We start from the raw sequence: 25,760 nt of genomic DNA, 5'->3' as shown, positions 1-25,760 counted from the left end.
GAAAAAATCAAATGCAATGATCATCAGGTTGCTGTTCGGTTAAAATTCAATAATTTTGTTTCAAGAAAAACAATCATATGAAGAAGATTTTAATTGCTTCGATGCTGTTAGCTGCTCAACTCAGCTGGGCTCAGTTCACAGATATCAATATTATCAAGGAAGTACAGGTAAAAAAGAAAGGTGTAGTAGTCTCTGCACATCCATTAGCCAGTGAAGCGGGTGCCAAGATCTTAAAAATGGGCGGCAATGCCTACGACGCTGTTACCGCAACGCAATATGCCCTTGCTGTTGTCTATCCGCAGGCAGGAAATATCGGAGGCGGTGGATTTCTGGTAGGCGTAAAAAACAATGGGGAAAAATTCACATTAGATTACAGAGAGACTGCTCCGAAAAAAGCTTCCCGCGATATGTATATTGATAAAAAAGGAAAAGCAGATACGGATCTTTCTCAAAATGGAAGACTGGCAGTGGGTATTCCCGGAAGTGTGGCCGGTTTTTTTGCTACCCTTAAATACTGCAAACTCCCTATGGAAAAAATTATTCAACCCGCCATTGATCTTGCAGAGAAAGGATTTGCTATTACAGATAAGGAAGCAGAAATGCTGAATAACCAAAGGGAAAAATTTCAGAAACATAACAAATCTTCTATCATTTTTGTAAAAGATGCTCCATGGAAAGCCGGAGATTTATTAATTCAAAAAGACCTGGCTGAAACCTTGAAACTGATCCAAAAATTAGGAGCAAAAGGTTTTTATGAGGGAAAAACAGCTGATCTTTTAGTTGCTGAAATGAAAAGGGGCAACGGAATTATCACGTTGGAAGATCTTAAAAATTATAAAGTTGCAGAGAGAAAAGCCCTTGAATTTGAATATAAAGGAAGCAATGTAGTAACCATGCCTTTACCTTCAAGCGGTGGAGTTCTTCTGGCTCAAATGCTGAGAATGGCAAGTTTTGAAAACCTCGAAAAGTATCAGCAAAACTCTACAAAAGCCGTTCAAATCATGGCTGAAGCAGAAAGAAGAGCCTTTGCAGACAGAGCAGAATATATGGGTGATCCGGATTTTATTCAGGATAAAACTTCTTACCTGATCTCTGACGACTATCTGAAAGGAAGATGGAAGAGTTTCAGTTTTGATAAAGCTACACCTAGTGCAGAAGTAGGTAAAATCATAGAACAGCCTAAAGAATCTATGCAGACTACTCATATTTCCGTTTTGGACAAGGATGGAAATGCTGCTTCTGTAACCACAACTCTTAACGGTTATTACGGAAGTAAAGTATTGGTTTCAGGAGCCGGATTCTTCTTAAATAATGAAATGGATGATTTCTCTATCAAACCAGGTGTACCCAATATGTTCGGTGCAGTGGGCGGAGAAGCCAATTCTATCCAGCCGAATAAGAGAATGCTTTCTTCCATGACCCCAACTATCCTCCTTAAGAATGGAAAACCTTATATGGTAGTGGGAACTCCCGGAGGAACTACCATCCCTACTTCAGTATACCAGTCTATTGTGAATGTTGTTGATTTTAAACTGAACGCCAATATGTCAGTGAATGCACCAAAATTCCATCACCAATGGCTTCCGGAAACGATTACGGTAGAAAATAACTTCCCTGAAAGCACAATTTCGGATCTGAAAAGCAAAAACTATGTTATTGAAAAAACAAAATACATTGGAAAAACAGAAATGATTGTTCTTGATGAAAACGGAAGCATCCATGCAGTGGCAGACGGCCGTGGAGATGATTCTGTTGCAGTGGAATAATAGTATCTTTCAAAAAATTAAATACAGCTCCGGCTTCATTCTAAAAGGCTTTTGCCTTTTTACGAATGAAGCCGGAGTTTTTTATTGATCAGTCCTCTGTACAGATCTTTTCAATGACTTTTGTCATGTTTTCAGATAAATTTTCTTAATTTTCGCCCTTAAAAAACAAAACGACTGTTCTTTGAAAGCAAAAAAAATATACAATCAGCTTTATTTCAAGGTGATTATTGCCATCGTTGCCGGTATTCTTCTTGGAAAATTTTATCCTGAACTGGGAGAAAAAATGAAACCTCTGGGGGATGGGTTCATCAAATTAGTAAAAATGATCATCGCCCCGGTGATCTTTATTACCCTCACGCTGGGAATCGCTCACATGACCGATTTGAAAAAAGTAGGTAGAATTGCCATAAAAGCAATGATCTATTTTTTCACATTTTCAACTCTTGCACTTATCATCGGATTAATAGTAGGAAATATTTTACAGCCGGGCCATGGTTTAAATATTGATCCTGCTACTCTTTCAGGCGATGTTTCTCAATACCAGGCAAAAGCTCATGAATCAACGCTTACGGGGTTCATTATGAATATTATTCCGGAGACTTTATTCAGTCCTTTGGTGGGTGATAATATTCTTCAGGTTCTTTTGGTGGCTATTTTAATGGGAGTAGCTTTGGTTTTAACAAAAGAAAAAAGCCAGAAAGTAACTGATTTTTTACAGGATCTGTCAACTCCGGTATTTAAAATCGTTCATATGCTTATGAAACTGGCCCCAATAGGAGCTTTTGGAGCAATGGCATTTACTATCGGAAAATATGGGCTTCATTCTGTACTGAACCTTATATTTCTGGTAGCTACTTTCTATATTACATCTATACTATTTGTAGTTCTGGTATTAGGAGCCGTGGCATGGTATAACGGATTTAATATTTTTAAGTTTCTTTTTTACCTTAAAGAGGAACTTCTTCTTGTTTTGGGAACCAGCTCATCAGAGTCTGCCCTTCCGGGAATCATGGAAAAACTTGAAAAAGCGGGTTGCTCACGGGCTATTGTAGGACTTGTAGTACCTACAGGATATTCCTTCAATCTCGACGGAACCAATATCTACATGACACTGGCCTCTCTGTTTATCGCACAGGCATTAAACATCCATCTTCCTATTGAAAAACAGCTGATGCTTCTTCTCGTGGCAATGTTAAGTTCAAAAGGAGCCGCAGGTGTTACGGGTGCCGGATTTGTAACCCTGGCAGCAACCCTAGCAGTAGTTCCTGAAATTCCAATTGCCGGAATGACATTAATTCTTGGGATCGATAAATTTATGAGTGAATGCCGGGCCCTGACTAATGTAATCGGGAATTCTGTAGCTACGGTAGTAGTTGCCAACTGGGAAAAACAACTTGACAAGAACCAACTTCAATATTGCATGGATCATCCGGATGAAGTTGTGAAAAAGCTGGAAGTATAAACAGGTGGCAGATCGTAGGTTATAGGTATCAGGAGATATTCTATGAAGTTTCAGAGGAAGTTTATTAAGGACTATCTCCCTGTAAGCTTTAAACTCAAAACCTTGAACCTTGAACTTTAAATCAGGATACTTAAGCTTGACGGCTGTACTTTAACATGAATTGGTGATTTTATTTTATTGAATTCACCGTCGAGGTGCCAGTTTTTGGTATTGACTTTAAAAGATATTTCAGAGACTGGAAGATAGGTGACATAGTCATCGTCTTTCAGTCTTTTGGTAAACATTCTGAAAGCAAACAGCGCAGAATAGGTCAAAGGAAACTTTTTCACCAAGACCATATCCACCAAACCATCACTCTTGCTGGCTTTTGGAGCTATGTAAGCATTATTACCAAACTGACGGGTGTTAGCAATATTCATCATGAGATATCTTCCGTTGTACTGTTGATATTCTTCATCAAAAAACTTCACCTTGATAGGCTTGTAGTTGAAGAAAGTTTTTAAGGAAACTTTGATATAGTTTTTGAATCCGCGGCTTGTTTTTTCAAATTCCTTGACAACTTTACCGTCAAATCCTGTTCCTGAAACATTAATAGAAAGCCTGTCGTTTACCGTAAAAGTATCAATCTTTCTGGAGTTTTTGACCTTTATTTTTTCTAAAAGTTCATCCAGATTTTTACTGAACTGGGTTTCATTGGAAAATCCGTTTCCTGAACCAGCCGGGAAAATAGCCAGAATCTTTTCTGTGTTAATCAGATTTTTGGCTACGGTAGAAATGGTACCGTCCCCTCCTATGGCCACAAAAATATCCACTTCTTCAAAATGAGACTGGATAAACTCATCGGTTCCCGGAATAGATTCTGACACATAATACAACGGGTTGTTAACCTTTGTTTTAAGTTCATTCAAAAACGGCTGATAGTTTTTTTTGGCCGAAAAAGGGTTGATAATAAAAGCTACTTTTTCCATTGACGCAAAATTAAAAAATGCTTCCTGATCTGGAAGCATTAATTTACTTAATTTTCATTCTTTCTTTAAATTCTGTATTTAATGTGCCTTTGAGGTCTTCCCACGAGACTGGAATTGTGATATCCCCTGCTGCAAAAGCGGCAATTTCATAAGGACTATAATGGAAATACAGGTTTTTATCATCAAAATAAAAGTTATCGGATGCAGGGATTTTCTCAACCAGCAGCATTTCTGAGTTTTTTACTTCTCCGTCACCATCCATCGTTCCGCTGTTGATTTTATCAATATTTTTCATCAGAATTGCTTCAATTTTATTTTTAGGCATTGAAGTAATATCTTTTAGCTCTAACTTTTTACTGTTTTTAAGATCAAAAACTCTTTCTGAAAAACCATAATTGTCATGAGCTCCCCCTTCATACCCGCTTCCTACATACTGAATATGCATATAATCATTTGTATTGGACATTAAATTCATATGTGAACTCGAATACCAATTCTGAGCATAGGTAACATCAGAAACCCAATCTTTATTATCATTTTTTATAGAATTGAAATAATCATTCTTTTCTTTATCAAGGTAGGCCTGAAGACCTGCTTTGGAAAAGTCTTTGATTTTTTCATTCTGAAAATAGATGCTGTCTAATAACTTTTTATCTTTTAATGAAGGAAAAACCAATAGTTTTGAAGTGTAGCTCACTTTTAAAGAATCTGTGATCTTTGTAGAATCATTCACTTTCACAGAGTCTACCACAAATCCTTCCGTGGTTTTATTTTCTGTTTTTTCTACTGGCCCTGCCTTTTCATTTTTTTTACAGGCAGTCACCGCTAAGAAAGAAGATAATGCTATAACAGCAATCGTATTTTTCATAATTCTGATTTTTGGTATCAAATACAAAAACCATTCAAAAGATGAATGGTTTTCGAAAAAGCTTTATTTTTTTTTATAAATCTTGCTTAAGTTTTCTTACATATTACTTTTTAACAAGGCTTATTACCTGGTTTTCAAACTTAGATGCTACTCCCCAGATTTGTTTAAATGCAGGATAATATTCTTTCGGATAATCTGAACTGCTCACTTTTGTGGTGGTAGTCACTTCCAGTTTATTTCCTTTTTGTTCTACCGAATAGGTATAGGCTATTTCTTTATCTTCAGTAACGATTCTTTTTTCTTTAGGCATTTCTTCAATAACATATCCTTCAGGAATTTCAAGAACTACCTTTTTCACTTTCGTAATAGGCGATCCAAAATCGATGGGATATTGTCTTACTTCCGTCTGATCAAACTCGTTGGAACTTTTGTTTAAAAACAGCATCGGATTGATGATCATTTTCTTTCCTACTCTATCAATAAGGTTCATTGAAGAGAATTTCATGCTGCTTTCAAAATCTCCGTTTTCCAATACTTTTGAATTGATATCCGTAAAGTCCATAGAAAAGTTTTCCTTATACTGCTTTTTATATTTCTCAGCATTGTCATCATAGCTGTCTTTCACATACATGGCATAGGCACCTGTATCTCTGTCAGAATAGGTTCCTGAAATACTTCCATCATCATTGATCTTACCATTGACTGTAAGGAAAGTGTTGCTTGATTTTACATTGGCCATTTGAATCTGCAGAGTCTTTTCTTTAGTAACCAAAATCCCATATTGATTCCAGTTTTTAAGAGGTATTTCATCCAGAGAGGATTGCTTTGATGTCGCATCATAGATATGCAATTGATTATCAATATTGATAGCGGCCAATACAAAATTCATGTTGGAAATATTAGGTGATACCAGGTTAATCAACCCATTTTCCACAGTAGAAATTACCAACGGATCAGCTTTAAGCCCGGCTTCACGAAGCATCATTACAAGGAAAAGATTGATTTCTGCTGCATTTCCAACTTTAGTTTCCAACAATTTTTTGATACCATCTTCTGTAGAGACTCCTTTATCTTTATTCCAGGTAAAAGTCTTCTGAACATATGAAAAAATGGCATTTGCCTTTTCAAGATCGGTTTTCATTTCTGAAACTCCTGCCGGCATGTTTTCTTTTGCCAGCTTTGTTCTTTTCAGTTCTCCTCCAAAATCGTCACTTTCATAAAGTCTTTTTCCGATCTGATCCCATGAGGATGAATACAGTTTAAGCTCACCAAAGTTAGTAGAGTTCAACTCTGCACTGATTTTCGTTCTGAAATTTCTGTCATTCCTTACAAACTTTTCAGTTTTAAAGCCTTTTAGGTTTTCATAAGCAAATCTGAAGGTTTTGTATTGGGCACCATACAGGTTCCTTTCCTCCATTTCTCTGTATTTAGGTGTAAGTCCGCCAGTATAGTTCACATTGTATGACATATTGATAGGGGTATCAAAAACATATTCTGTGTTCAGCGAAGGAGTATCTGATTCTATCAATACTTCTGGAATCATAAAGCGGAACGGAGATATAATTTCATATTGATATTCTAAGACAGATCCGTTTTTCACACTTGGAAAAGCAAATTTTGTCAGAGTAACATATTTATTCTCCTTACTTTTATATTGTGAACTTTTTTCCACTTTTACCGGAACCGTGATTCCGTTTTCAAGATTGTAGGTAAAAGCCTTGAATTTACCCAGTGATTCTCTGTTGGTCCCAACATTATAAATAGGAATTTCAAGATTCAACCAGTCTTCAGCTTTGTCTTTATCATAAATCTTAACCCTGAAATAATATTTTTTGTGCAGATTCCCTGTGTTCGCATCTATCATAAAGTAAGCAGATTTATACAAAATTTCAGCAGGAGCATTTTCATCCAATAAAGATTTAGTTTTGGATAAATCTGCATCGTTGAATTTCGGAGGATTCAGAAATTCATATTTCTTCTGAGCATTAATCATTATTGCATTGGCAGAGCAAAGGACCAATACTATTAGCTTTTTCATGGTTATATTTTTGTTATTAAAATTTTTGAATTATCCATATTCAGAATTTTCTTTCTGAAACTGATGTAATCATTATATTTTTCTTTTGGATACAATCCTTTATTGATCTGCATTTTCCTGATCACTTTTATCTGATTATCATTTTTAACAAAGCTTAGCTTATATGATCCAAATTCAGAAGTGATGTTTGAGTTATCCGGAGTTTCATCAATTTTATAGCCCAAAGGAAGCACAAAGGCAATTTCATATTCATCTTCGAAAGACATATTGACTTCAAAAGGAAGTTCACGGTTCTCATCCGTCTTATAAACAACATCAGAAAAAATGGGTACAGATCTGAATAAAAGGCTGTTTCCTGCTTTTTTAGAGAAATTATTGGTTTTAAAATCAAGATCGTATGTAATAACAGCATTGTCTCTGTCATTGTTAAAGTTTTTCATTTCCACTTTTTCAAAGTTCAAAATGTCAAAATTGGCTTTTACGGCATCGTTCTTCTCTTTTGGGTTTAGATTTACAAACCTTAAATTATAATCATATTGATTTCCAGTATAGTAAAAGTTTCCTGTTCCGGCGATACTGTTATCCTCATTAAGGTTAATTTTCAACACCTGCTTTTCTTTATTTTGTTCTGCTTTATATACCGGTGTATTGATAAGTTCGATTCCCTTTGGGGTCACTGCCAGTACATTTCTATCGGTTGTACTGTAACTTAAATGATTAAAAGCCATTTGCTGAGAAGTATTTTCAAGCCAGATATTCCCCTTTTCAGTCGGAACCATCAGGATAACGTGGTTTCCACCCATGGAAGGAAATTCAGGATCAAAAGAAACCTGCGAACGACCAGAAGTAATGATACAATAATTGGAAGGAATTCCCGCCTCATTCAGAAGAACTTTCATATAATTCGTAAGCCCCTTGCAGTCTCCATAGCCTTTTTTCTGAACCTCATCCGGCATCATAGGCTGCCAGCCGCCTATTCCTAATGCTACAGCAATATAGCGGCTTTTGTTCTGCATGTACTGATAAATTTTCTTCACCTTATCTTCCACAGATCCCTGCAGTTGTAAAGATGCCACTTCTGCCTTGATAGCAGGAGTAGAAGCTGAAACCGGTATCAGAAGATCATTATAAATCCAGGTTCCGAAATCTGTCCAGCTGTTTAAAGTTCCCTGCTTTCCTGCCAAGCTGAATTTTGCCAGTGCAAAGTTTACTGAAGGCAAGATTTTAACGGGCTGCGGTATCATAAAAGCATCATCAATTGCAGGTACGTTTTTGTATGAATAAGTTTTATCATTTGCGCCACCATTTTCTATAACAGAAGCATAATTGTATTTTGACGGATATATCTTAGTGCGAAGCTCAATTCCTGAAGTATTAATGATTTTAAACTGTGCTTCTTCCAGAGATGTTTTGATAGAAGTAAAAGGTACAAAGTCAGGGATAAAAACTGTATTTTCATCATCAGTTTCATAAGAAAAGTCAACGGTATAAGGATATTGAGCCGGTGTATAAGAATACACCAGAACTCTGTTATCAGAATAAAAAATTCCCTGGGGATTGTTTGCTACATCCTGAAAATCAGATTTTGAAACACTTTTAATCTTTTTTCCGGCTTCATCGTAGATAGTCAGTTTTACATTTGAAATACGTCTTGCTTTATCATAAGGAATATAAGCTGTAGCCTGATCATTACCATCTTTGTTTAAAACTGTAATAACCGTATTATACTGATATTTTATCTGATCAACTTTGTTTATCTGAGCTGTTGTAAAATCTTTTCGTATAACAACATTAGCATTTTTCTTTAAATTCTCAGGAATTGCAGAAGCAGGATAGCTTTGTGCAAAATGTAATGAGGCAATAGAGAAAGCCCCAAGAACTAATATTTTCATCATAGTTATTAAAATTAAGCAAAAATAAGAAAATCTTAATAACTGTTAAAAAAATATAAAAGGCTTCAACACAGTGAAGCCTTAAACCTAATACTTAAAAAGTACTTTTTGGATGTACTTATAAGGATATGAACACATTATCAACTTTTCATTATTTTAAGTCTGAAAAGTTAAAACAGAATATTTATACTCATTCCAAATATTTATTCTGTGCATGAAGTGATAAAACTTCATATTGTCTGCGTTTCAAATTTAAAATAAATTATGATTCATATAATTCAAAAGCTGTAGAATTAATAATAATCAGCAGTATAATTAATTCTACAATCTAACAGCCATTCATAAAAAAAGACCTCATTTCTGAAGTCTTTAAGTTTTTCATTTTCTTTTTTAATCATTGGGAACCAGTTTACTATCATAACGATCACTGCCAAGTCCCAACACAGGAATAAAGATAAATCCAAAAAGGAGAATCAGAATAGTGTAAAGAGGAGTTTCTTTGGCAAAACCTTTCGCCAGTCTGTCATATACAACCCAGCATGCATAGATGTTTACCAACGGGATAAAGAACAGAATGATCCACCATATTGGTTTCTTCACGATCTCCAGCAATACTATTGAATTATAAATCGGGATAAAAGCAGCCCAGGCATCTTGTCTTCCTGCTTTCTGAAAGATTTTGTACATGCAGTATCCATAGAAAATATAGCATAGTAAGCCGAAGAACATTGTTCCGATCCCTAATCCTGCAGCGGCTGCTCCAGACACTGCATCTGTCCCATTATAAGGATCTGTTTGTAAAAGAGTTAACATATTATTGTTTTTTTGGTTTATCCAAATATAAAAAAAGCTTCTAAATAATCAGAAGCTTTTTTTATTATATTTTTAAAAAGGTTTATGCATCAATTTTTGCATATTTCGCATTTTTCTCGATAAACTCTCTTCTTGGCGGAACTTCATCTCCCATCAACATTGAGAAAACACTGTCTGCTTCCACTGCATTATCAATGGTTACCTGTTTCAGAATTCTGTGTTCAGGATTCAGGGTTGTTTCCCAAAGCTGTTCAGGATTCATTTCCCCAAGACCTTTGTAACGTTGTACTTCTACTCCTTTTCCGTCCGGAGACATTTCTAAAGTAAATTCTTCACGTTCTTTTTCATTGTAAGCATACACCTTTTTGTTACCTCTCTTCAATAGGTATAAAGGTGGTTGAGCAATATAGATATATCCGTTCTCAATAAGTTCTTTCATATACCTGAAGAAGAAAGTAAGAATCAGAGTAGAAATGTGAGAACCATCGATATCAGCATCGGTCATAATCACAATTTTATGATATCTAAGCTTCGCCATATTCAAAGCTTTGCTGTCTTCTTCAGTACCTACAGATACTCCAAGGGCAGTATAGATATTTCTGATTTCCTCGTTGTCATATACTTTATGGAGCATAGATTTCTCTACGTTCAAAATTTTACCTCTCAGAGGAAGAATAGCCTGGAAATGTCTGTCTCTTCCCTGTTTAGCTGTTCCACCTGCAGAATCTCCCTCTACAAGAAATAGTTCAGATTCGGCCGGGTCTTTGGATGAACAGTCAGAAAGTTTCCCGGGAAGACCAGAACCTCCCATTGGAGATTTTCTCTGAACCATTTCACGGGCTTTTTTCGCAGCCTGTCTTGCCTTAGCAGCTAAAACAACTTTTTGAACGATTACCTTAGCTTCATTAGGGTTCTCTTCCAGGAAGTTTGTAAGCATCTCCCCTACAATTTTATCAACAGCACCGGAAACTTCAGAGTTCCCTAATTTTGTTTTAGTCTGTCCTTCAAACTGAGGTTCCATTACTTTTACAGAAATTACAGCTGTCAATCCCTCACGGAAGTCATCACCGGTAATTTCTACTTTTTCTTTAGCTGGAAGTCCCAATTCATCTGCATATTTCTTTAACGTTCTTGTTAAAGCTCTTCTGAAACCTGCAAGGTGGGTACCTCCTTCGTGGGTATTAATATTGTTAACGTAAGAGTGAAGATTTTCGTTGAATGACGTGTTATAACGCATCGCCACTTCAACAGGAATATCGTCTCTTTCACCTTCCATGAAAATCACGTGCTCCATAATAGATTCACGGTTACCATCGATATAAGCAACAAATTCTTTCAACCCTCCTTCAGAATGAAAAATTTCTGAGCGGAAAGAACCGTCTTCCAATTTTTCTCTTTCATCAGTAAGCGTAATGGTAATTCCTTTATTAAGGTAAGAAAGTTCTCTTAAACGGCTTGCTAATGTATCATAGTTGTAAATCAGTTCCGTAAAAATGGTATCATCCGGCTGGAAAAACTGCTTTGTACCTCTTTTCTCGCTATGTCCGATCTCTTCAACCTGAGTCTGAGCTTTTCCTTTAGAATAAATCTGCTGATAAATATTTCCGTCTCTGTAAACAGTAGTTACCATTTCGTTGGAAAGTGCATTCACACATGATACCCCAACTCCGTGAAGTCCTCCTGAAACTTTGTAAGAGTCTTTATCAAACTTACCACCGGCTCCAATTTTTGTCATTACAACTTCAAGAGCTGATTTCTGCTCTTTTTCGTGGAAATCAACCGGGATACCTCTACCGTTATCACTTACTTCAATTCCGTTTCCTTCCTTGATGCTAACGAAGATCGTGTCGCAGTATCCTGCCAATGCCTCGTCAATAGAGTTATCTACTACTTCATAAACCAAATGGTGAAGACCTCTTGTTCCTACATCACCAATGTACATTGAAGGACGCATACGAACGTGCTCCATTCCTTCCAATGCCTGAATACTACTAGCTGTATATTGTTTTTGACTCATATTAAATATTAAAATTCTTGCTGTATGCAAAGACTCACAAATATCGTGATTTTTTTCGAGGTATGAAAGTTAAAAAGTGTCAAAAAAATGTAGAGTTTTCTTATTGAAAACATAAGGAGCAGGAAGATAATAAAAGATTCAAAATTAAAAGGTATTGGTGAAATACCAACTGTTGTAAATCATATTCAACATCAATAATTTATGCGTAAATTTATTTACTGAAAAGTTGATATTATGGATGATTTTATAGCTGCCCGTGCCCAGATGGCGCTTTCACTGGGCTTTCATATTATATTCTCCTGTGTGGGTATGGTGATGCCTTTTCTCATGGCTTTTGCCCACTGGAAATACCTAAAGACCAATAATGAAATATATAAAGGACTTACAAAAGCGTGGAGCAAAGGAGTAGCCATTCTTTTTGCTACCGGAGCTGTTTCGGGAACAATGCTTTCTTTTGAGCTGGGGCTTTTATGGCCTGGTTTTATGAAACATGCCGGTCCTATTTTCGGAATGCCTTTTTCTCTTGAGGGAACAGCCTTTTTCATTGAGGCTATTGCCATCGGGTTCTTTTTATATGGATGGGAAAGATTCAACAAATGGTTTCACTGGTTCTGCGGATTTCTTGTGGGAGTAAGCGGGCTTGCTTCCGGAATTCTGGTAGTAGCAGCCAATTCATGGATGAATTCTCCAACGGGTTTTGATTATATAAATGGGCAATACCTTAACATAGATCCTATTAAAGCGATGTTCAACGATGCATGGTTTCCACAGGCTCTTCACATGACTGTTGCTGCATTTTGTGCAACGGGATTTGCTGTAGCCGGAGTTCATGCTTTTATGATCATGCGAAAAAGAAATATTGAATTTCATACCAAAGCTTTTAGAATTGCGGTAGGTTTTGCTCTTATCGGTGCATTCGGAGCACCTTTAAGCGGTGATGTTGCCGCAAAATCGGTAGCAGAACGACAACCGATAAAACTGGCTGCTATGGAAGCTCATTTTGAAACTGAAAAAGGTGCTTCATTTATCGTTGGGGGAATTCCTGACGAAGACAAAGAAGAGGTGAAATATGCTGTTAAGATTCCAAAGGTTTTAAGTTTTCTGGTGAGCAATGATTTCAATGCTGAAGTAAAAGGTCTTAAAGATTTTCCGAGAGATGAATGGCCTCCGGTTGCAGTTGTTCATTACGCTTTTCAGATTATGATCTTTTTCGGAGTGGTCATGATTGGTATTGGAGTTATTTATTTATATTCCTTTTTCTTCAGAAAGGAATGGCTGAGTAAAAACTGGCTGCTAAAAACCTTTTTAATAGCAACACCTTTTGGATATATTGCCTTGGAAGCGGGATGGACGGTGACGGAAGTGGGAAGACAGCCGTGGATTATTTACGGAATTATGAGAACAGTAGATGCTGTTACCCCAATGCCTGGAATACAGTATTCCTTCTACTTCTTTACTGCAATTTTCATATCATTATCGATGATTCTTATCTTCCTTTTAAGAAGACAGATTCAAATGGTACCGAAACTTTACGATCCTACCGACCCTCAGTTTAACGATAAAAACAAAAAATCATGATCTACGTTGTTATAGGTTTTCTCTGGCTTTCCATCTGTCTTTATATTATTCTGGGAGGAGCCGATTTCGGAGCTGGTATTGTAGAGCTTTTCACCAATAAAAAAGCAAGACATAAGACTCAGGAAATCATGTATGAATCTATTGCTCCTGTTTGGGAAGCCAATCATATGTGGCTGATCATCGCAATTGTGATTCTTTTTGTAGGGTTTCCCGAAATTTATACTACCATGTCTACCTATCTGCATATTCCTTTGGTATTGATGCTTGTAGGCATTATTGCAAGAGGAACAGCATTTACCTTCAGACACTATGATGCTGTGAAAGACAACTGGCAGGTTTTATATACCCAGATTTTCTATTACGCGAGTCTTTTAACACCTTTCTTTTTAGGGTTAATTGCTGCGGCAACAGTTTCCCACTCTATCAATCCTGACGCGGTAAGTTTTGTGGATTTATATATTTTTAGCTGGCTGAACTGGTTTGGAGTTTCTGTGGGGCTATTCACTGTAGCATTGTGCGCTTATCTGGCTTCTATCTTTTCATTGAGGGAGACCCGTGATAAAGCAGATCTTTTGCTGATGATAAGAAAGTCCAAGCAAACGATGATCTTTGTGGTCATTACCGGAATATTGGTGTTTTTAACAGCTTATATTTCAGATATTCCTCTTTTGATGTGGGTATTTTCAAAACCTTTGGGAATTATGGCTATTGCCTTTGCAACGATTGCTTTATTACTTATTTTAAGAGCATTAAACCGACAAAAACTACTTCCTGTACGTGCATTGGCAGGATTTCAGATGGTCATGATTTTAGTAGCTGCAACGTATCAGCATAATCCGAATATTATTCTATTAGGAAACGGACAGCATCTTTCATTACTGGAACATATGGCCCCTGAAAAAACTATTGCCGCATTGGGATGGGCTTTGATGCTGGGTTCATTATTTATTCTTCCCTTTTTATTTTATCTGATGGCATCGTTCAGTAAACTTAGAAAATAAGTAAAATATGCAGAGCTATAAGGATAAAACAGAACTTATTGAAGAGCTGAAGAAAAGATTCCAGCTTTACGATCAGGAATTTGATGATATTAAAGAAGACGAAAAAGACCTTCAATCCGGAGTTGACAAAACTCCATCACAAAACATTTCTTATCAGCTGGGCTGGACTCACCTGCTTTTGCAATGGGAATCTGATGAAAAAAAGGGAATTGATGTTAAAACACCTACTCCTGAATACAAATGGAATAACCTGAAGGGATTATATCAGTCATTTTATGATCAATACGGATCTTATAGCTTACAAGAGCAAAGAGCATTATTACAAAATCAGGTTAATGAAATTATTGCATGGATAGAAAGCCTTGATGACGATACATTATTCATTCCGGGACAAAGAAAATGGGCAACTACACCGGCTCAATGGCCCGTCTGGAAATGGATTCATATCAATACCGTAGCTCCGTTTAAGAACTTCAGAAATCAGCTTCGGAAATGGAAAAAAGAAAAAGGTACAGAATAGCTCTGTACCTTTTATATTTATATCTTCTGAAAAATCTTAAGCCAATTTCATCAAAAGATTTTCATCAATTTTCTCTACTTTCAGCAAATAGATACTATTAATTCTTAATTGCTTTTTTAGAAATTATCTGCCCATTTTCCTTGGTTATTTTAATAATATAAACCCCTTTTGGAAGCGCAGAAGTATTGTTGTCTTTTTGTCCTGAATTTTTCAAGACCAATTTCCCAGCTTCATCATAAATTTCGGTAAATTTTATTTTTTCTGTGGTTTTAAAATGTAATTCATCTTTGAAAGGATTGTTAAAACTAATTTCGTCAGTCTTGTTTATATTTTCACGCGTATTCAAAGTATTTTCTGAGATTAAATATCTTTTGATAAATCTAGGATTTACAAAAAGATAGAGATAACCATCTTTTACAGAAATAAATACTTTGTCATCAGGATTTACCATAGCAGTGGTAATTCCTGTATCTAAAAGATTCTGACTGTTTATTGTACTTAATCCATTATTATTGAAATTGGCGAGGTACATCTTTTTCGGATAGTTATCATCGAAAACAGGAATAATAAAATTATTATCATTGACCGCAGCAAAATCCTGGTTGTACAATAAATTTGTAGCACTTATGTTACTTGGTAAATCAATTCTACCATTATTTCCAAAAGAATTATCTAACATTCCCGTTGATAATGTTTTCGTTAAAAAGTTAGTATTATTATCAAATAAATAATTAATGAAAGAATTGTCATTCAAAACACGAAATTTCATAATCGTAGCAGAAGTTCCTGTAGAAAATTGAGCATCTCCGTTCACCCCGAAATTAGTATCATAATAACCCGTGGTGTAATTCATCTTTCTAAAATGAGAATAATTACCATCGTATTCTAAAACAGAATTGTCCGAAAATAATGGAACGAATTCCTGATGGTAATCAAAAGTTGGATAGCCATAATTTGTTAAAAGATTATTACTCACAAGACTTCCATTGGTACCAAAAGTCGTATCTAAATTCCCTGACTGTGTGTATCGATAAAAATTATTTATGGTTCTGATAATTAATTTGCCATCAGGAAGTACTTTCCGATAAATTTCTGACGGATGATAGCTTAGCGATTGTCCGTTCGTTCCATAAGTTTGATCTAAAGTTCCATTATACAAATATTTTCTACCAGAAAACATGAATAGATGCGATGAAGTAAGATGATACACAAAATCTGCATCTTCGTTAGCATTGTAGTTTTTCGGGAAAAGAAAAGAACCACCTGTACCAAAACTACCATCTAAGCTACCATTATTATTGAGCATTGTAACTCTGGAGTAAGTAAGATCCGGATCTACAAGATCATAATTTTGAACCATTATTTTGTCATTTAAAAAATGGTAAGAAAGAAATGCAGTAACATCTGATCCTAAATCAACTGTACTATTATTTCCAAAATTAGAATCTGGGATTAAGTTAATTTGTGCATTGATCAAGGAACTGACCAATACAATACTTGTAGTAATTAATTTTCTCATTAAAGCGTGTTTTTATCTGGTGCAAATTAATGAAAAAATACAAAAAAAATACAAAAGCGAACAAAATGCTCGCTTTTATATAATATTATAGAAATGATTTCGACTAAACCAATGTCATCAAAAGATTTTCATCAATTTTCTCTACTTTCACAATATTGTTCTTTGTAAGAGTTTTGGAAGCTTTATCCCATTTTTTACCGGATAGCTGGCTTCTTTCTTTTACTTCAGCTAAAGACATTGCTTCTTCCTGAGAATTAAGGATTTCAAGGATTACCTTTTCATCTTCTCCCAGTTCAATCTGTGGAACTGCTTTTTCAGGTCTCATCTGAGGGAAGAATAACACTTCCTGGATGGATGCATTGTTCGTTAAGAACATGATTAATCTGTCCATACCAATTCCTAACCCTGAAGTTGGCGGCATACCATATTCCAATGCTCTTAAGAAGTCCTGATCGATGAACATTGCCTCATCGTCTCCTCTTTCAGATAAAGTCATCTGTGCTTCAAAACGTTCTCTCTGATCAATAGGATCATTAAGCTCTGAATACGCATTGGCAATTTCTTTACCACATACCATTAATTCAAAACGCTCTGTTAAGCCTTCTTTGCTTCTGTGTTTCTTTGTCAGCGGAGACATTTCGATCGGATAATCTGTAATGAATGTCGGCTGAATAAAGTTTCCTTCACATTTCTCACCGAAGATCTCATCAATTAATTTTCCTTTCCCCATCGTCTCGTTTACTTCAATACCGATAGACTTGGCAAAATCGTATAATTCCTTCTCAGTTTTTCCTGTAATATCAAATCCTGTATATTTCAGAATCGCTTCTGTCATGGAAACTCTTGGATAAGGAGCTTTCCAGTTGATCGTGTGTTCACCGAAAGTAGATTCTGCATTTCCATTCACCTGAGTGGCACAGAATTCCAATAATTTCTCAGTGAAATCCATCATCCAGTTGTAGTCTTTGTATGCTACATAGATCTCCATAGCGGTAAACTCAGGGTTATGCGTTCTGTCCATCCCTTCATTTCTGAAGTTTTTAGAGAACTCATATACTCCATCAAAACCACCTACGATCAATCTTTTCAGATATAATTCATTGGCAATTCTTAAATATAATGGGATATCTAATGCATTGTGGTGCGTGATAAACGGTTTTGCTGCCGCTCCACCAGGAATTGACTGTAAAATAGGAGTTTCTACTTCAAAGTACCCTGCATCGTTGAAGAATGTTCTCATGGCATTGAACAATTTTGTTCTCTTCACGAAAATTTCTTTAACCTGAGGGTTTACCGTTAAATCTACATAACGCTGTCTGTATCTTAATTCAGGATCTGTAAAACCGTCATGTACAACACCGTTTTCGTCAGTTTTAGCCTGAGGAAGAGGACGCAAAGCCTTTGTAAGAAGTGTAAAGTTCTTTACTAAAACCGTCATCTCTCCTACCTGCGTAGTAAACAATTCTCCTTCGATACCGATAATATCACCAATATCCAAAAGGTGTTTGTATACTTCATTATATAGTTCTTTATCTTCACCTGGACAGATCTCGTCTCTGTTGAAGTAAACCTGGATTTTTCCTTTAGAATCCTGCAATTCTGCGAAAGAAGCCTTCCCCTGAATTCTGCGGGACATCAATCTACCAGCGATCTTCACCTGTTTACTTTCAGAAAAGTCCTGTTTTATAGATTCTGTAGTATCTGTAATGGTATACTCATCCGCAGGGAACGCATTAATCCCCATTTCAGTAAGCTTATTCAGCTTTTCTCTTCTAATGATTTCTTGTTCTGATAATTGCATTTCTTATTTTTCTAAAAGCGTACAAATTTAGGCATTTTTGACATGACCATCAATGGCTTTTTTCAGAAATTTTAAAAAGTGGACAGGAAATGCGGGATACGGGGTAATGAGATTCAAGATATGTACTATCGTGCTATAAACTTTAAACATTGAACCCTAAACTTTAAACCTTGAACCTTAAATAAACCAGGCTTTTCGATCTTTTTGAGGAATAAACGTCCAGGCCAGCATTCTGCTTACCTTTTGTCCCTGAGCCATGTCAATGGTTTTCACCTCCACAACGTTTACTTTCTTTAAAAGATTGTTGAGCTTATTGAGGTTGTCTTTTTTGGAAACCAGACACGTGAACCAAAGAACCTGTGATGAAAATAATGCACTTTCATGAATCATCTTTGTAATAAAAGCCAGTTCGCCTCCTTCACACCAAAGCTCAGACTGCCGACCGCTAAAGTTAAGAACAGGTTTGGCTTTCTTTGATTTATTAAGATTTTTTGTTTTCCTAATATTTCCTTTCATTGCAGAATCTTCAGAATCATGAAAAGGAGGGTTACACATGGTGAAGGTAAACCTGTCATCAGGATTAATGATATTGGTAAAGATATGATCAGCATCAGGCTGACTTTTCAACTGAATAACAGACATAAGGTCTTCATTTTGATCCAGAATATTTTGAGCATTGGCCAAAGAATCCTGATTGATATCTGTTCCCAGCATTTCCCAGCCATAAGATCTGTGGCTGATTAAAGGATACACAAGATTAGCTCCTGTTCCTATATCCAATCCTTTTACAGAATTTCCTGTCGGAATTTGGTCCAGCTGTTCAGCTAAAAGATCAGCAATATAATGTACATAATCTGCCCTTCCGGGAATTGGAGGACAAAGATTGGTATCGGGAATATCCCAGCCTTTAATATGATAAAAATGTAAGAGTAAGGCTTTATTGAGCAGTTTCACCGCTTTTGGAATGCTGAAATTAATGGTTACCGTCTGATAAGCATTAACGAAAACAAAGTGTTTCAGTTCCGGCACACAAGAAATAAGCTCATCAAAATCATAGGGATTGCGATGCAGATTTCTTGTGTGCAGACTGGATTTTTCAGCAGACATATTTTATTTCTTCTGACTTAAAATATATTCCACCATTTTTTTGGCATCTTCTTTAGATACCTGTGGATGGGCAGCCATAGGCACACTTCCCCATACTCCACTTCCGCCTTCTATAATTTTGGAAGCCAACAATTCTGTATCCTTTTCAGAGTACTTCCCTGCAATTTCCTTATAAGAAGGTCCTATCATTCTCTCATTCACAGCGTGACATCCTGAGCAATCCAATGTTTCCATGATCTGGTCACCTGAAAGATTAGATTTAGCCGGTTCTGAAACAGCTGTTGTCTCAGAAGAAGGAGCCACTTCTGCTGTATTTTCTTTTTTAGAACAGGAAATGATCAGAAGGCCGAGTGTTCCTGCCAAAAGTATTTTTTTCATTATTTCTTCGCTGTAGAATCTGTTTTAGCAGCTTCAGGAGCAGTTGTAGCCGGAGTTGCAGCAGCAGGAACAGCAGTTTTTGCCGTAGAATCTACAACAGTCGTTGCTTCTGGCTCTTCCATCATAGTGTTGCTATCCTGTAAAGAGTGATCTGGCTTTTTTTTGCAGCTTGCTAATAATAAACCTCCGATAAATGCGATTGCTAATACTTTTTTCATTTTTTTCTAATTTGGTAGCAAAAATATAAAAAATAAAGTTTTAAACTTATGACAAATGTTTTCTTTGATAAATATTTTTTAAGGACTGAATTGTAATCAGATCAATAAAAAAATAATTCAAACATTAGGGAAATTTAAACAAGCTTGCTATTTTTGTATCACGGATCATCCGAACCAAAATCAATCTATTAATTGAAAGTTTATGATTAAAAAAAATCTATTGGGTACAGCTTTCTTTGCTCTACTCTCTTCCCTGCTTCTTTCCTGTGATAATTCATCGAACGAGCCACAATCAGAATATTCTGATAAAATTGAATCTGTAACGCTTTTAAAAACTACAAAGTCCTGGGATGGAACTGTGTATCCGGCTTATCCCACAACACAGCCTGAAATATCGGTTCTGAAAATTGCTGTTCCTCCCAACAAAGCTCTGCACTGGCATAAACACCCTGTCATTAATGCTGCGTATGTAGAAAAAGGAGAAATCCAGATCGAAAGAAAGGAAGATGGCAAAACACAATGGATAAGAAAAGGTCAGGTTCTTCCTGAAATGGTTAATACCGGCCACAGAGGAAAAACCGGAGATAAAGGGGCAACGCTGATTGTTTTCTATAGTGGAACTCCTGATATTCCTTTGTCTGAACCCGTAAAATAGTTGTTTTAAACGCTGGGATCACAAAATAATTATGTAAAACTCTACTTTTTTGTTCGCAAGGGCTCTTGTTTAGCTAATCACAGCGGACTTTGCTAAGTGAAACGCCTTTGCGACCGTTTTAACAGTAATTTAATAACATTTTTGCCATCCCAGCGTTTAATCAAAGATTATTATCGTTATATTTAATCCATGGTTTTAATTTCAAAAATTCTGTTTTTTACCAGTCATCATGGTTTTTATACTGTGATTCTGTTGCTGGTATTCTTTGGTGGACTTTCTTACCTGACCAAAAAAGCATGGTTTTTGATCCCGATCATTCCTCTGGCAATATTAAACGGGATTGGAGGACAGTTTTTAAATGCATGGTTTTTAAATAAATACGGAGTGGAAAGCATAGCAATCATCACATCTGATGTAGAAACCAACTCCACCCTAAACGAAATGTTTATCCATGATTATGAAGCCATTGTAAGGAAACAGGACGGAAAATACACCACAACCTTTTTCTCCACCACTTCTGCTGTAATCTATCCTATCAGCAATTCAATCAGAATACCTGATGATAAGGATATTCCTGTAAAATACATTCCCGGATATGAAAAGAACATAGTTATTCTTTATGATCAGTCCAGAGAAGGCAAGATTTTACGACAATATGAAAAGCAAGCCCCCGTCAACTCTGCAAAAATCAAATATGAAGCAGACAGAACCAATAAAGAATTCCTTGAAGAATACATTGCGGCATTGGAAGAGTATGTAAAATACTATGATGATAAAGCTTACAAAGAGAAAATCAAAGAATTACAACTTGAGCTTAAACAGCTTAAATAGGAGATTCTTATATTAAGTTTTTTAATTTTTACTATTTTTTAGTTTTTGTATTAAAAAATTTTCTACATTTGTCCCATGTTTAAAATGAGCAACAATATTTGGTGGTGGCTTTCAAACTCTTCGTCGGGTCTGAAGGTATTGTCATGTTGCTAATCATACAGCAGAAATAATCAAAAAACAATATATAGGCTTTGACGGATACCGTTGAAGCCTTTTTTTATTCTTTAATCTTACAAAAAAACAAAATGCATACTGATACAATTAAAATAAAAACTGTTTCGAAAAAAATACTGGGAGATCTTCACACGCCCATGAATATTTATCTTAAAATCAGAGATAAATTCCGCGATACCATTCTTCTGGAAAGCTCGGATTCAAAAAGTATTGATAACAACTTTTCCTTCATCGCTGTAAATGCCATTGCAGGAATTGAAGTAAAAAACCTCAACGAATATGAAATCAAGCTTCCTGCTTCTGCTCCTGTAAAGCAATTCATGATGGAACGCAATATCACAGATATATTTGAAGAATTCAGGAAAATTTTTAAATGTGAAGAAACCAACGATCCTATAGAACAAACCGCCCAGAGCCTTTTTGGATATACAAGCTTTGAAGCGGTACAGTTTTTCGAAAAGATCAATCTTAAAGCACAAAGTAAGGAAGTTGAAATTCCTGTTCTGAGATACAGATTATATCAATATGTAATTGCGATCAATCATTTCAACGATGAAATGTATATCATTGAAAATTCTATTGACGGCGTAAAATCCGAGTTTCATCTGTTGGAAAACCTTATTAAAAATCAGAATACTCCGGTGTATCCTTTCGAAAAAACAGATGAGGAAACGTCTAATATTACTGATGAAGAGTATAGAGAGTTGGTAAAAACAGCCCAGAAACACTGTATGCGTGGCGATGTCTTCCAACTTGTTCTGAGCAGAAGGTTTGAACAGAAATTCAAGGGAGATGAATTCAATGTATACCGTGCTTTAAGAAATATCAACCCTTCTCCGTATCTTTTCTATTTTGATTACGGAAATTATAAATTATTCGGATCTAGTCCTGAAAGCCAATTAATTATAAAAGACAATAAAGCAATCATCCACCCGATTGCCGGAACATCTAAAAGAACAGGAAACTTTGAGACTGATCTTCAGGCTATTGAAGAATTAAAAGCTGATCCTAAAGAAAATGCAGAACATACCATGCTGGTGGACCTGGCAAGAAATGATCTTGGAAAACTCGGAAAAAATGTAACGGTGACCAAGCTTAAAGAAATTCAGCTATTCTCTCACGTTATTCATATGGTAAGTGAAGTAACAGCCGATGTTTCCACAGATATCAACCCTCTTGAAATGGTATCTGCAACCTTCCCTCAGGGCACACTGAGTGGAGCTCCGAAACATAAAGCGCTTCAACTTATTAATCAATACGAAAAAGACTCCCGCGGGTATTATGGTGGCTGTATAGGAATGATCGGATTGAACGGAACCTGCAACCAGGCCATCATGATCAGAACTTTCTTAAGTAAAAACAATACACTCTTTTATCAGGCTGGTGCCGGTATTGTGGCAAAATCGGTTCCGGAAAATGAACTGCAGGAAGTCAATAACAAGCTGAATGCACTGAAAAAAGCAGTGGAAAAAGCAGAAAAAATAGTTGAAAAATAAAATAAGCCCTACCAACTAGCAACTAGCAACTAGCAACTAGCAACTAGCAAAACAACCTAACAAAAAAGAAATGAACAACAATATAAACACGCAGCAGCCCCTTAAAGTTCTCGTATTTGATAACTACGACAGCTTCACTTATAACCTGGTCCAGATTATTGAAAGAATTCTGAATCAAAGAGTGGATGTGGTAAGAAATGATGAAATTACTCTGGAAGAAATTGGAAAGTATGACAAGATCATTCTCTCTCCAGGTCCTGGAATTCCTGAGGAAGCAGGCATTTTATTAGACCTTATTAAAGAATATGCCCCTAAAAAAAGTATCCTGGGAGTATGTCTCGGACAGCAGGCTATTGCTGAAGCTTTCGGAGGAAATCTTATTAACCTGGCTGAAATTTTCCACGGAGTAGCAACCACGACTGAATTGGTAAAAGAAAATACTAAATTATTCAAAGATTTGCATTCCGGATTAGAAGTAGGCAGATACCACAGCTGGGCAGTAAATCCTGAAGGTTTCCCGGAGGAACTGGAAATCACAGCTGTAGATAAAGACGGAATGATCATGGCTTTACAGCACAAAACCTATGATGTACACGGAGTACAGTTCCATCCTGAGAGTATTTTAACACCCGAAGGAGAAGTAATCATTAAAAACTTTCTTTTATCGTGAAAACACTTGAAATCCCATCAACAACAATAAAAACGCCACAAATGAAAGAAATACTGCAATACCTGTTCAACCATAATACACTTTCAAAATCAGAAGCTAAGGCTACCATGATTGAAATTGCACAGAATAAGTTCAATTCCGCAGAAGTTACTGCATTTATCAGTGTTTTCCTGATGAGAAATATTACTCTGAAGGAAGTGGAAGGCTTCAGAGAGGCTCTGCTGCAGATGGCTGTTCCTGCAGATATAGATGCCAGTGACGCCATTGACATTGTGGGAACGGGAGGCGACGGAAAAGACACTATCAATATCTCAACATTAGCCAGCTTTGTGGTGGCCGGAGCCGGGCAGAAGGTAACCAAGCATGGAAATTACGGAGCTTCCACTATCACAGGCTCATCCAATGTACTGGAAGAATTGGGCTATCAGTTCAAAAACAGTTCGGAACAATTGAATGAAGACCTTGAAAGAGCCAATATCTGCTTTTTACATGCTCCTTATTTTCATCCCGCGCTTCAATCTGTTGGATTATTGAGAAAATCTTTGGGATTAAGAACATTTTTTAACCTTTTGGGACCATTAGTTAATCCTGCAAAACCCAAATATTCAATGATTGGGGTATACAATCTGGAAATTGCAAGAATTTATCAGTACCTCCTTCAAAAAGAGGAACGTGAGTTTATTCTGGTACATGGCCTTGACGGATATGATGAAATAAGTCTTACCGACGACAGCAAAATCATAACAAAAAACGGAGAAGAAATTTATTCTGCTGAAGATTTAGGTTTCAATCCGGTAACGCTGGAAGATATTAAAGCTGGCAGCTCTGTTCAGGAAACGGCAAAAATATTTATGAATATCCTGGAAGGAAACGGTACGGAACAACAAAATTCTGTGATTCTGGCCAATGCTTCAGTAGCGCTGTACAATACTCACCAATTTGGAACATATAATGATTGTCTTCTTTTAGCTCAGGAAAGTCTGCAAAGTGGAAAAGCGTTGAAAAGTTTTAATCTTTTAATTAATTAGTCTTATTATTTTTTTTAACCGTTAAGAATTTTTAAGTGGTGAAGAATAGTTAAGATCATGGCTAAAGCTATTTATTTAGCGACATCCTTCATTCTCCATCTTTGATGGAACTTAATTTATCTTATCATCTTAATATCCCTTAATGGTTTATCATTTTTATCATCTTATTAAATTCTGTATCAAATGACCATACTTGATAAAATTATTGAACGAAAAAAAGAGGAAGTTGCCGGGGCAAAATCACGCATATCTCTTGACCGGTTAAAGAGCACAGCCTTTTTTGGAAGGAAAACCCATTCTCTGAAAGAATCCATCAAAAATAAAAGCGGAATTATCGCTGAATTTAAAAGACAATCTCCTTCAAAAGGAATCATAAACAATAATGTAGAACCTTTAGAAGTGGTTTCAGCATACGAAAATTTTGGAGCCAGTGGAATTTCTATTCTGACTGATCATGATTTTTTCGGAGGAAACTTAAATGATATTGTAAGTGTAAGAAATGATATTAACATTCCGATTCTGAGAAAAGATTTCATGATTGATGAATACCAGTTTTATGAAGCTAAAAGTATTGGTGCTGATGTCATTTTACTGATCGCTTCCTGTCTTTCATCCGCTCAGGTAGAAGAATTTACAGATCTTGCCCATAAACTGAAAATGGAAGTTTTACTGGAAATTCATACGGAAGATGAACTGAAACATTGTAATTCAAAAATTGATCTTGTAGGAATCAACAACAGAAATCTTAAAGACTTCAAAGTGGATCTGCAACATTCTGTTCAGCTGAAAAACCTGCTTCCAAAAGAAGTTTTATCTGTAGCGGAAAGCGGTATTTATAACCTTGAAGATTTTCAGTTTTTAAAAGAAAAAGGATTTGACGGCTTCCTGATGGGAGAATATTTTATGAAAAATACAAATCCGGCTAAAGCATTTGAAGACTTTTCAGTACAAATTTAATAG

General features: G+C 36.1%; 22 protein-coding genes. 11 read left to right on the top strand and 11 right to left on the bottom strand.

Annotated elements, in window-relative coordinates:
• Window positions 1-77 precede the first annotated feature (77 nt).
• Both ggt and DYR29_RS22565 read left to right on the top strand, forming a co-directional pair.
• Window positions 78-1,766 carry a gamma-glutamyltransferase gene (gene ggt / locus DYR29_RS22570; protein ID WP_213278635.1) on the top strand — a complete coding sequence of 563 codons (1,689 nt, stop codon included), beginning with the start codon at window positions 78-80 and terminating at the stop codon, window positions 1,764-1,766.
• Window positions 1,767-1,947: 181 nt separating this feature from the next.
• A complete protein-coding gene (locus DYR29_RS22565; RefSeq protein ID WP_213278634.1) occupies window positions 1,948-3,228 on the top strand; it encodes a dicarboxylate/amino acid:cation symporter in 1,281 nt (426 codons plus the stop codon).
• A gap of 116 nt (window positions 3,229-3,344) precedes the next feature.
• Here the strand turns inward: DYR29_RS22565 and DYR29_RS22560 are convergent, their stop codons facing one another.
• The 6 genes from DYR29_RS22560 to gyrB form a co-directional block, all read right to left on the bottom strand.
• Window positions 3,345-4,196 (bottom strand): diacylglycerol/lipid kinase family protein, encoded by an 852-nt coding sequence (locus DYR29_RS22560; protein ID WP_047423842.1) that lies wholly within the window; start codon window positions 4,194-4,196, stop codon window positions 3,345-3,347.
• A 43-nt stretch (window positions 4,197-4,239) separates the two neighbouring features.
• Window positions 4,240-5,064 (bottom strand): RsiV family protein, encoded by an 825-nt coding sequence (locus DYR29_RS22555; RefSeq protein ID WP_213278633.1) that lies wholly within the window; start codon window positions 5,062-5,064, stop codon window positions 4,240-4,242.
• Between the two features lie 103 nt (window positions 5,065-5,167).
• The gene (locus DYR29_RS22550; protein ID WP_213278632.1) at window positions 5,168-7,102 is read right to left on the bottom strand and encodes a transglutaminase-like domain-containing protein; all 1,935 of its coding nucleotides are present in this window, start codon (window positions 7,100-7,102) and stop codon (window positions 5,168-5,170) included.
• Window positions 7,103-7,104: 2 nt separating this feature from the next.
• The gene (locus DYR29_RS22545; RefSeq protein WP_213278631.1) at window positions 7,105-8,997 is read right to left on the bottom strand and encodes a DUF3857 domain-containing protein; all 1,893 of its coding nucleotides are present in this window, start codon (window positions 8,995-8,997) and stop codon (window positions 7,105-7,107) included.
• 387 nt (window positions 8,998-9,384) lie between these two features.
• Window positions 9,385-9,807 (bottom strand): DUF5684 domain-containing protein, encoded by a 423-nt coding sequence (locus DYR29_RS22540; RefSeq protein ID WP_142716228.1) that lies wholly within the window; start codon window positions 9,805-9,807, stop codon window positions 9,385-9,387.
• 82 nt (window positions 9,808-9,889) lie between these two features.
• A complete protein-coding gene (gene gyrB, locus DYR29_RS22535; protein WP_213278630.1) occupies window positions 9,890-11,824 on the bottom strand; it encodes a DNA topoisomerase (ATP-hydrolyzing) subunit B in 1,935 nt (644 codons plus the stop codon).
• Window positions 11,825-12,058: 234 nt separating this feature from the next.
• On the opposite strand from gyrB, the gene DYR29_RS22530 reads away from it, so the two are divergent.
• From DYR29_RS22530 to DYR29_RS22520, 3 genes are read left to right on the top strand one after another with little or no spacing between them, the layout of a single operon-like run.
• Entirely contained in the window at window positions 12,059-13,402 is a 1,344-nt protein-coding gene (locus DYR29_RS22530) for a cytochrome ubiquinol oxidase subunit I (RefSeq protein WP_213278629.1), read from the top strand.
• Window positions 13,399-14,403 carry a cytochrome d ubiquinol oxidase subunit II gene (locus DYR29_RS22525; RefSeq protein WP_047423542.1) on the top strand — a complete coding sequence of 335 codons (1,005 nt, stop codon included), beginning with the start codon at window positions 13,399-13,401 and terminating at the stop codon, window positions 14,401-14,403. Before DYR29_RS22530 ends, DYR29_RS22525 begins: the two co-directional genes overlap by 4 nt.
• Window positions 14,404-14,410: 7 nt before the next feature.
• Window positions 14,411-14,923 carry a ClbS/DfsB family four-helix bundle protein gene (locus tag DYR29_RS22520; protein ID WP_213278628.1) on the top strand — a complete coding sequence of 171 codons (513 nt, stop codon included), beginning with the start codon at window positions 14,411-14,413 and terminating at the stop codon, window positions 14,921-14,923.
• A gap of 97 nt (window positions 14,924-15,020) precedes the next feature.
• Here the strand turns inward: DYR29_RS22520 and DYR29_RS22515 are convergent, their stop codons facing one another.
• The 5 genes from DYR29_RS22515 to DYR29_RS22495 form a co-directional block, all read right to left on the bottom strand.
• Window positions 15,021-16,442, bottom strand: a complete 1,422-nt coding sequence (locus DYR29_RS22515) for a T9SS type A sorting domain-containing protein (protein ID WP_213278627.1) — start codon at window positions 16,440-16,442, stop codon at window positions 15,021-15,023.
• A gap of 103 nt (window positions 16,443-16,545) precedes the next feature.
• Window positions 16,546-18,243: a lysine--tRNA ligase gene (gene lysS / locus DYR29_RS22510; RefSeq protein WP_142716224.1), complete on the bottom strand. Its 1,698-nt coding sequence runs from the start codon at window positions 18,241-18,243 to the stop codon at window positions 16,546-16,548.
• A 177-nt stretch (window positions 18,244-18,420) separates the two neighbouring features.
• Window positions 18,421-19,350, bottom strand: a complete 930-nt coding sequence (gene rlmF / locus DYR29_RS22505; protein WP_213278626.1) for a 23S rRNA (adenine(1618)-N(6))-methyltransferase RlmF — start codon at window positions 19,348-19,350, stop codon at window positions 18,421-18,423.
• Between the two features lie 3 nt (window positions 19,351-19,353).
• A complete protein-coding gene (locus tag DYR29_RS22500) occupies window positions 19,354-19,728 on the bottom strand; it encodes a c-type cytochrome (protein ID WP_213278625.1) in 375 nt (124 codons plus the stop codon).
• Window positions 19,728-19,946 carry a hypothetical protein gene (locus tag DYR29_RS22495; protein WP_213278624.1) on the bottom strand — a complete coding sequence of 73 codons (219 nt, stop codon included), beginning with the start codon at window positions 19,944-19,946 and terminating at the stop codon, window positions 19,728-19,730. The genes DYR29_RS22500 and DYR29_RS22495 overlap by 1 nt, the downstream gene beginning before the upstream one ends.
• Before the next feature lie 202 nt (window positions 19,947-20,148).
• Between DYR29_RS22495 and DYR29_RS22490 the strand changes: the two genes are divergently transcribed.
• The 6 genes from DYR29_RS22490 (at window position 20,149) to trpC (ending at window position 25,757) form a co-directional block, all read left to right on the top strand.
• Window positions 20,149-20,601: a cupin domain-containing protein gene (locus DYR29_RS22490; RefSeq protein ID WP_213278623.1), complete on the top strand. Its 453-nt coding sequence runs from the start codon at window positions 20,149-20,151 to the stop codon at window positions 20,599-20,601.
• Window positions 20,602-20,790: 189 nt separating this feature from the next.
• Window positions 20,791-21,432 carry a hypothetical protein gene (locus DYR29_RS22485; protein ID WP_213278622.1) on the top strand — a complete coding sequence of 214 codons (642 nt, stop codon included), beginning with the start codon at window positions 20,791-20,793 and terminating at the stop codon, window positions 21,430-21,432.
• A 245-nt stretch (window positions 21,433-21,677) separates the two neighbouring features.
• Window positions 21,678-23,102: an anthranilate synthase component I family protein gene (locus DYR29_RS22480; protein WP_213278621.1), complete on the top strand. Its 1,425-nt coding sequence runs from the start codon at window positions 21,678-21,680 to the stop codon at window positions 23,100-23,102.
• 70 nt (window positions 23,103-23,172) lie between these two features.
• On the top strand, window positions 23,173-23,772 hold the full coding sequence (locus DYR29_RS22475) for an anthranilate synthase component II (protein WP_213278620.1): 600 nt from the start codon (window positions 23,173-23,175) through the stop codon (window positions 23,770-23,772).
• Window positions 23,773-23,813: 41 nt separating this feature from the next.
• Window positions 23,814-24,800, top strand: a complete 987-nt coding sequence (trpD, locus tag DYR29_RS22470; RefSeq protein ID WP_213278619.1) for an anthranilate phosphoribosyltransferase — start codon at window positions 23,814-23,816, stop codon at window positions 24,798-24,800.
• Window positions 24,801-24,983: 183 nt separating this feature from the next.
• The gene (gene trpC, locus DYR29_RS22465; RefSeq protein WP_213278618.1) at window positions 24,984-25,757 is read left to right on the top strand and encodes an indole-3-glycerol phosphate synthase TrpC; all 774 of its coding nucleotides are present in this window, start codon (window positions 24,984-24,986) and stop codon (window positions 25,755-25,757) included.
• The last annotated feature ends 3 nt before the right edge of the window (window positions 25,758-25,760 follow it).

Source organism: Chryseobacterium indologenes, from assembly GCF_018362995.1.
Taxonomy (GTDB): domain Bacteria; phylum Bacteroidota; class Bacteroidia; order Flavobacteriales; family Weeksellaceae; genus Chryseobacterium; species Chryseobacterium indologenes_G.
Note: the sequence above shows the minus strand (reverse complement) of the source record. Positions and strands in the feature narration are given on the sequence as shown.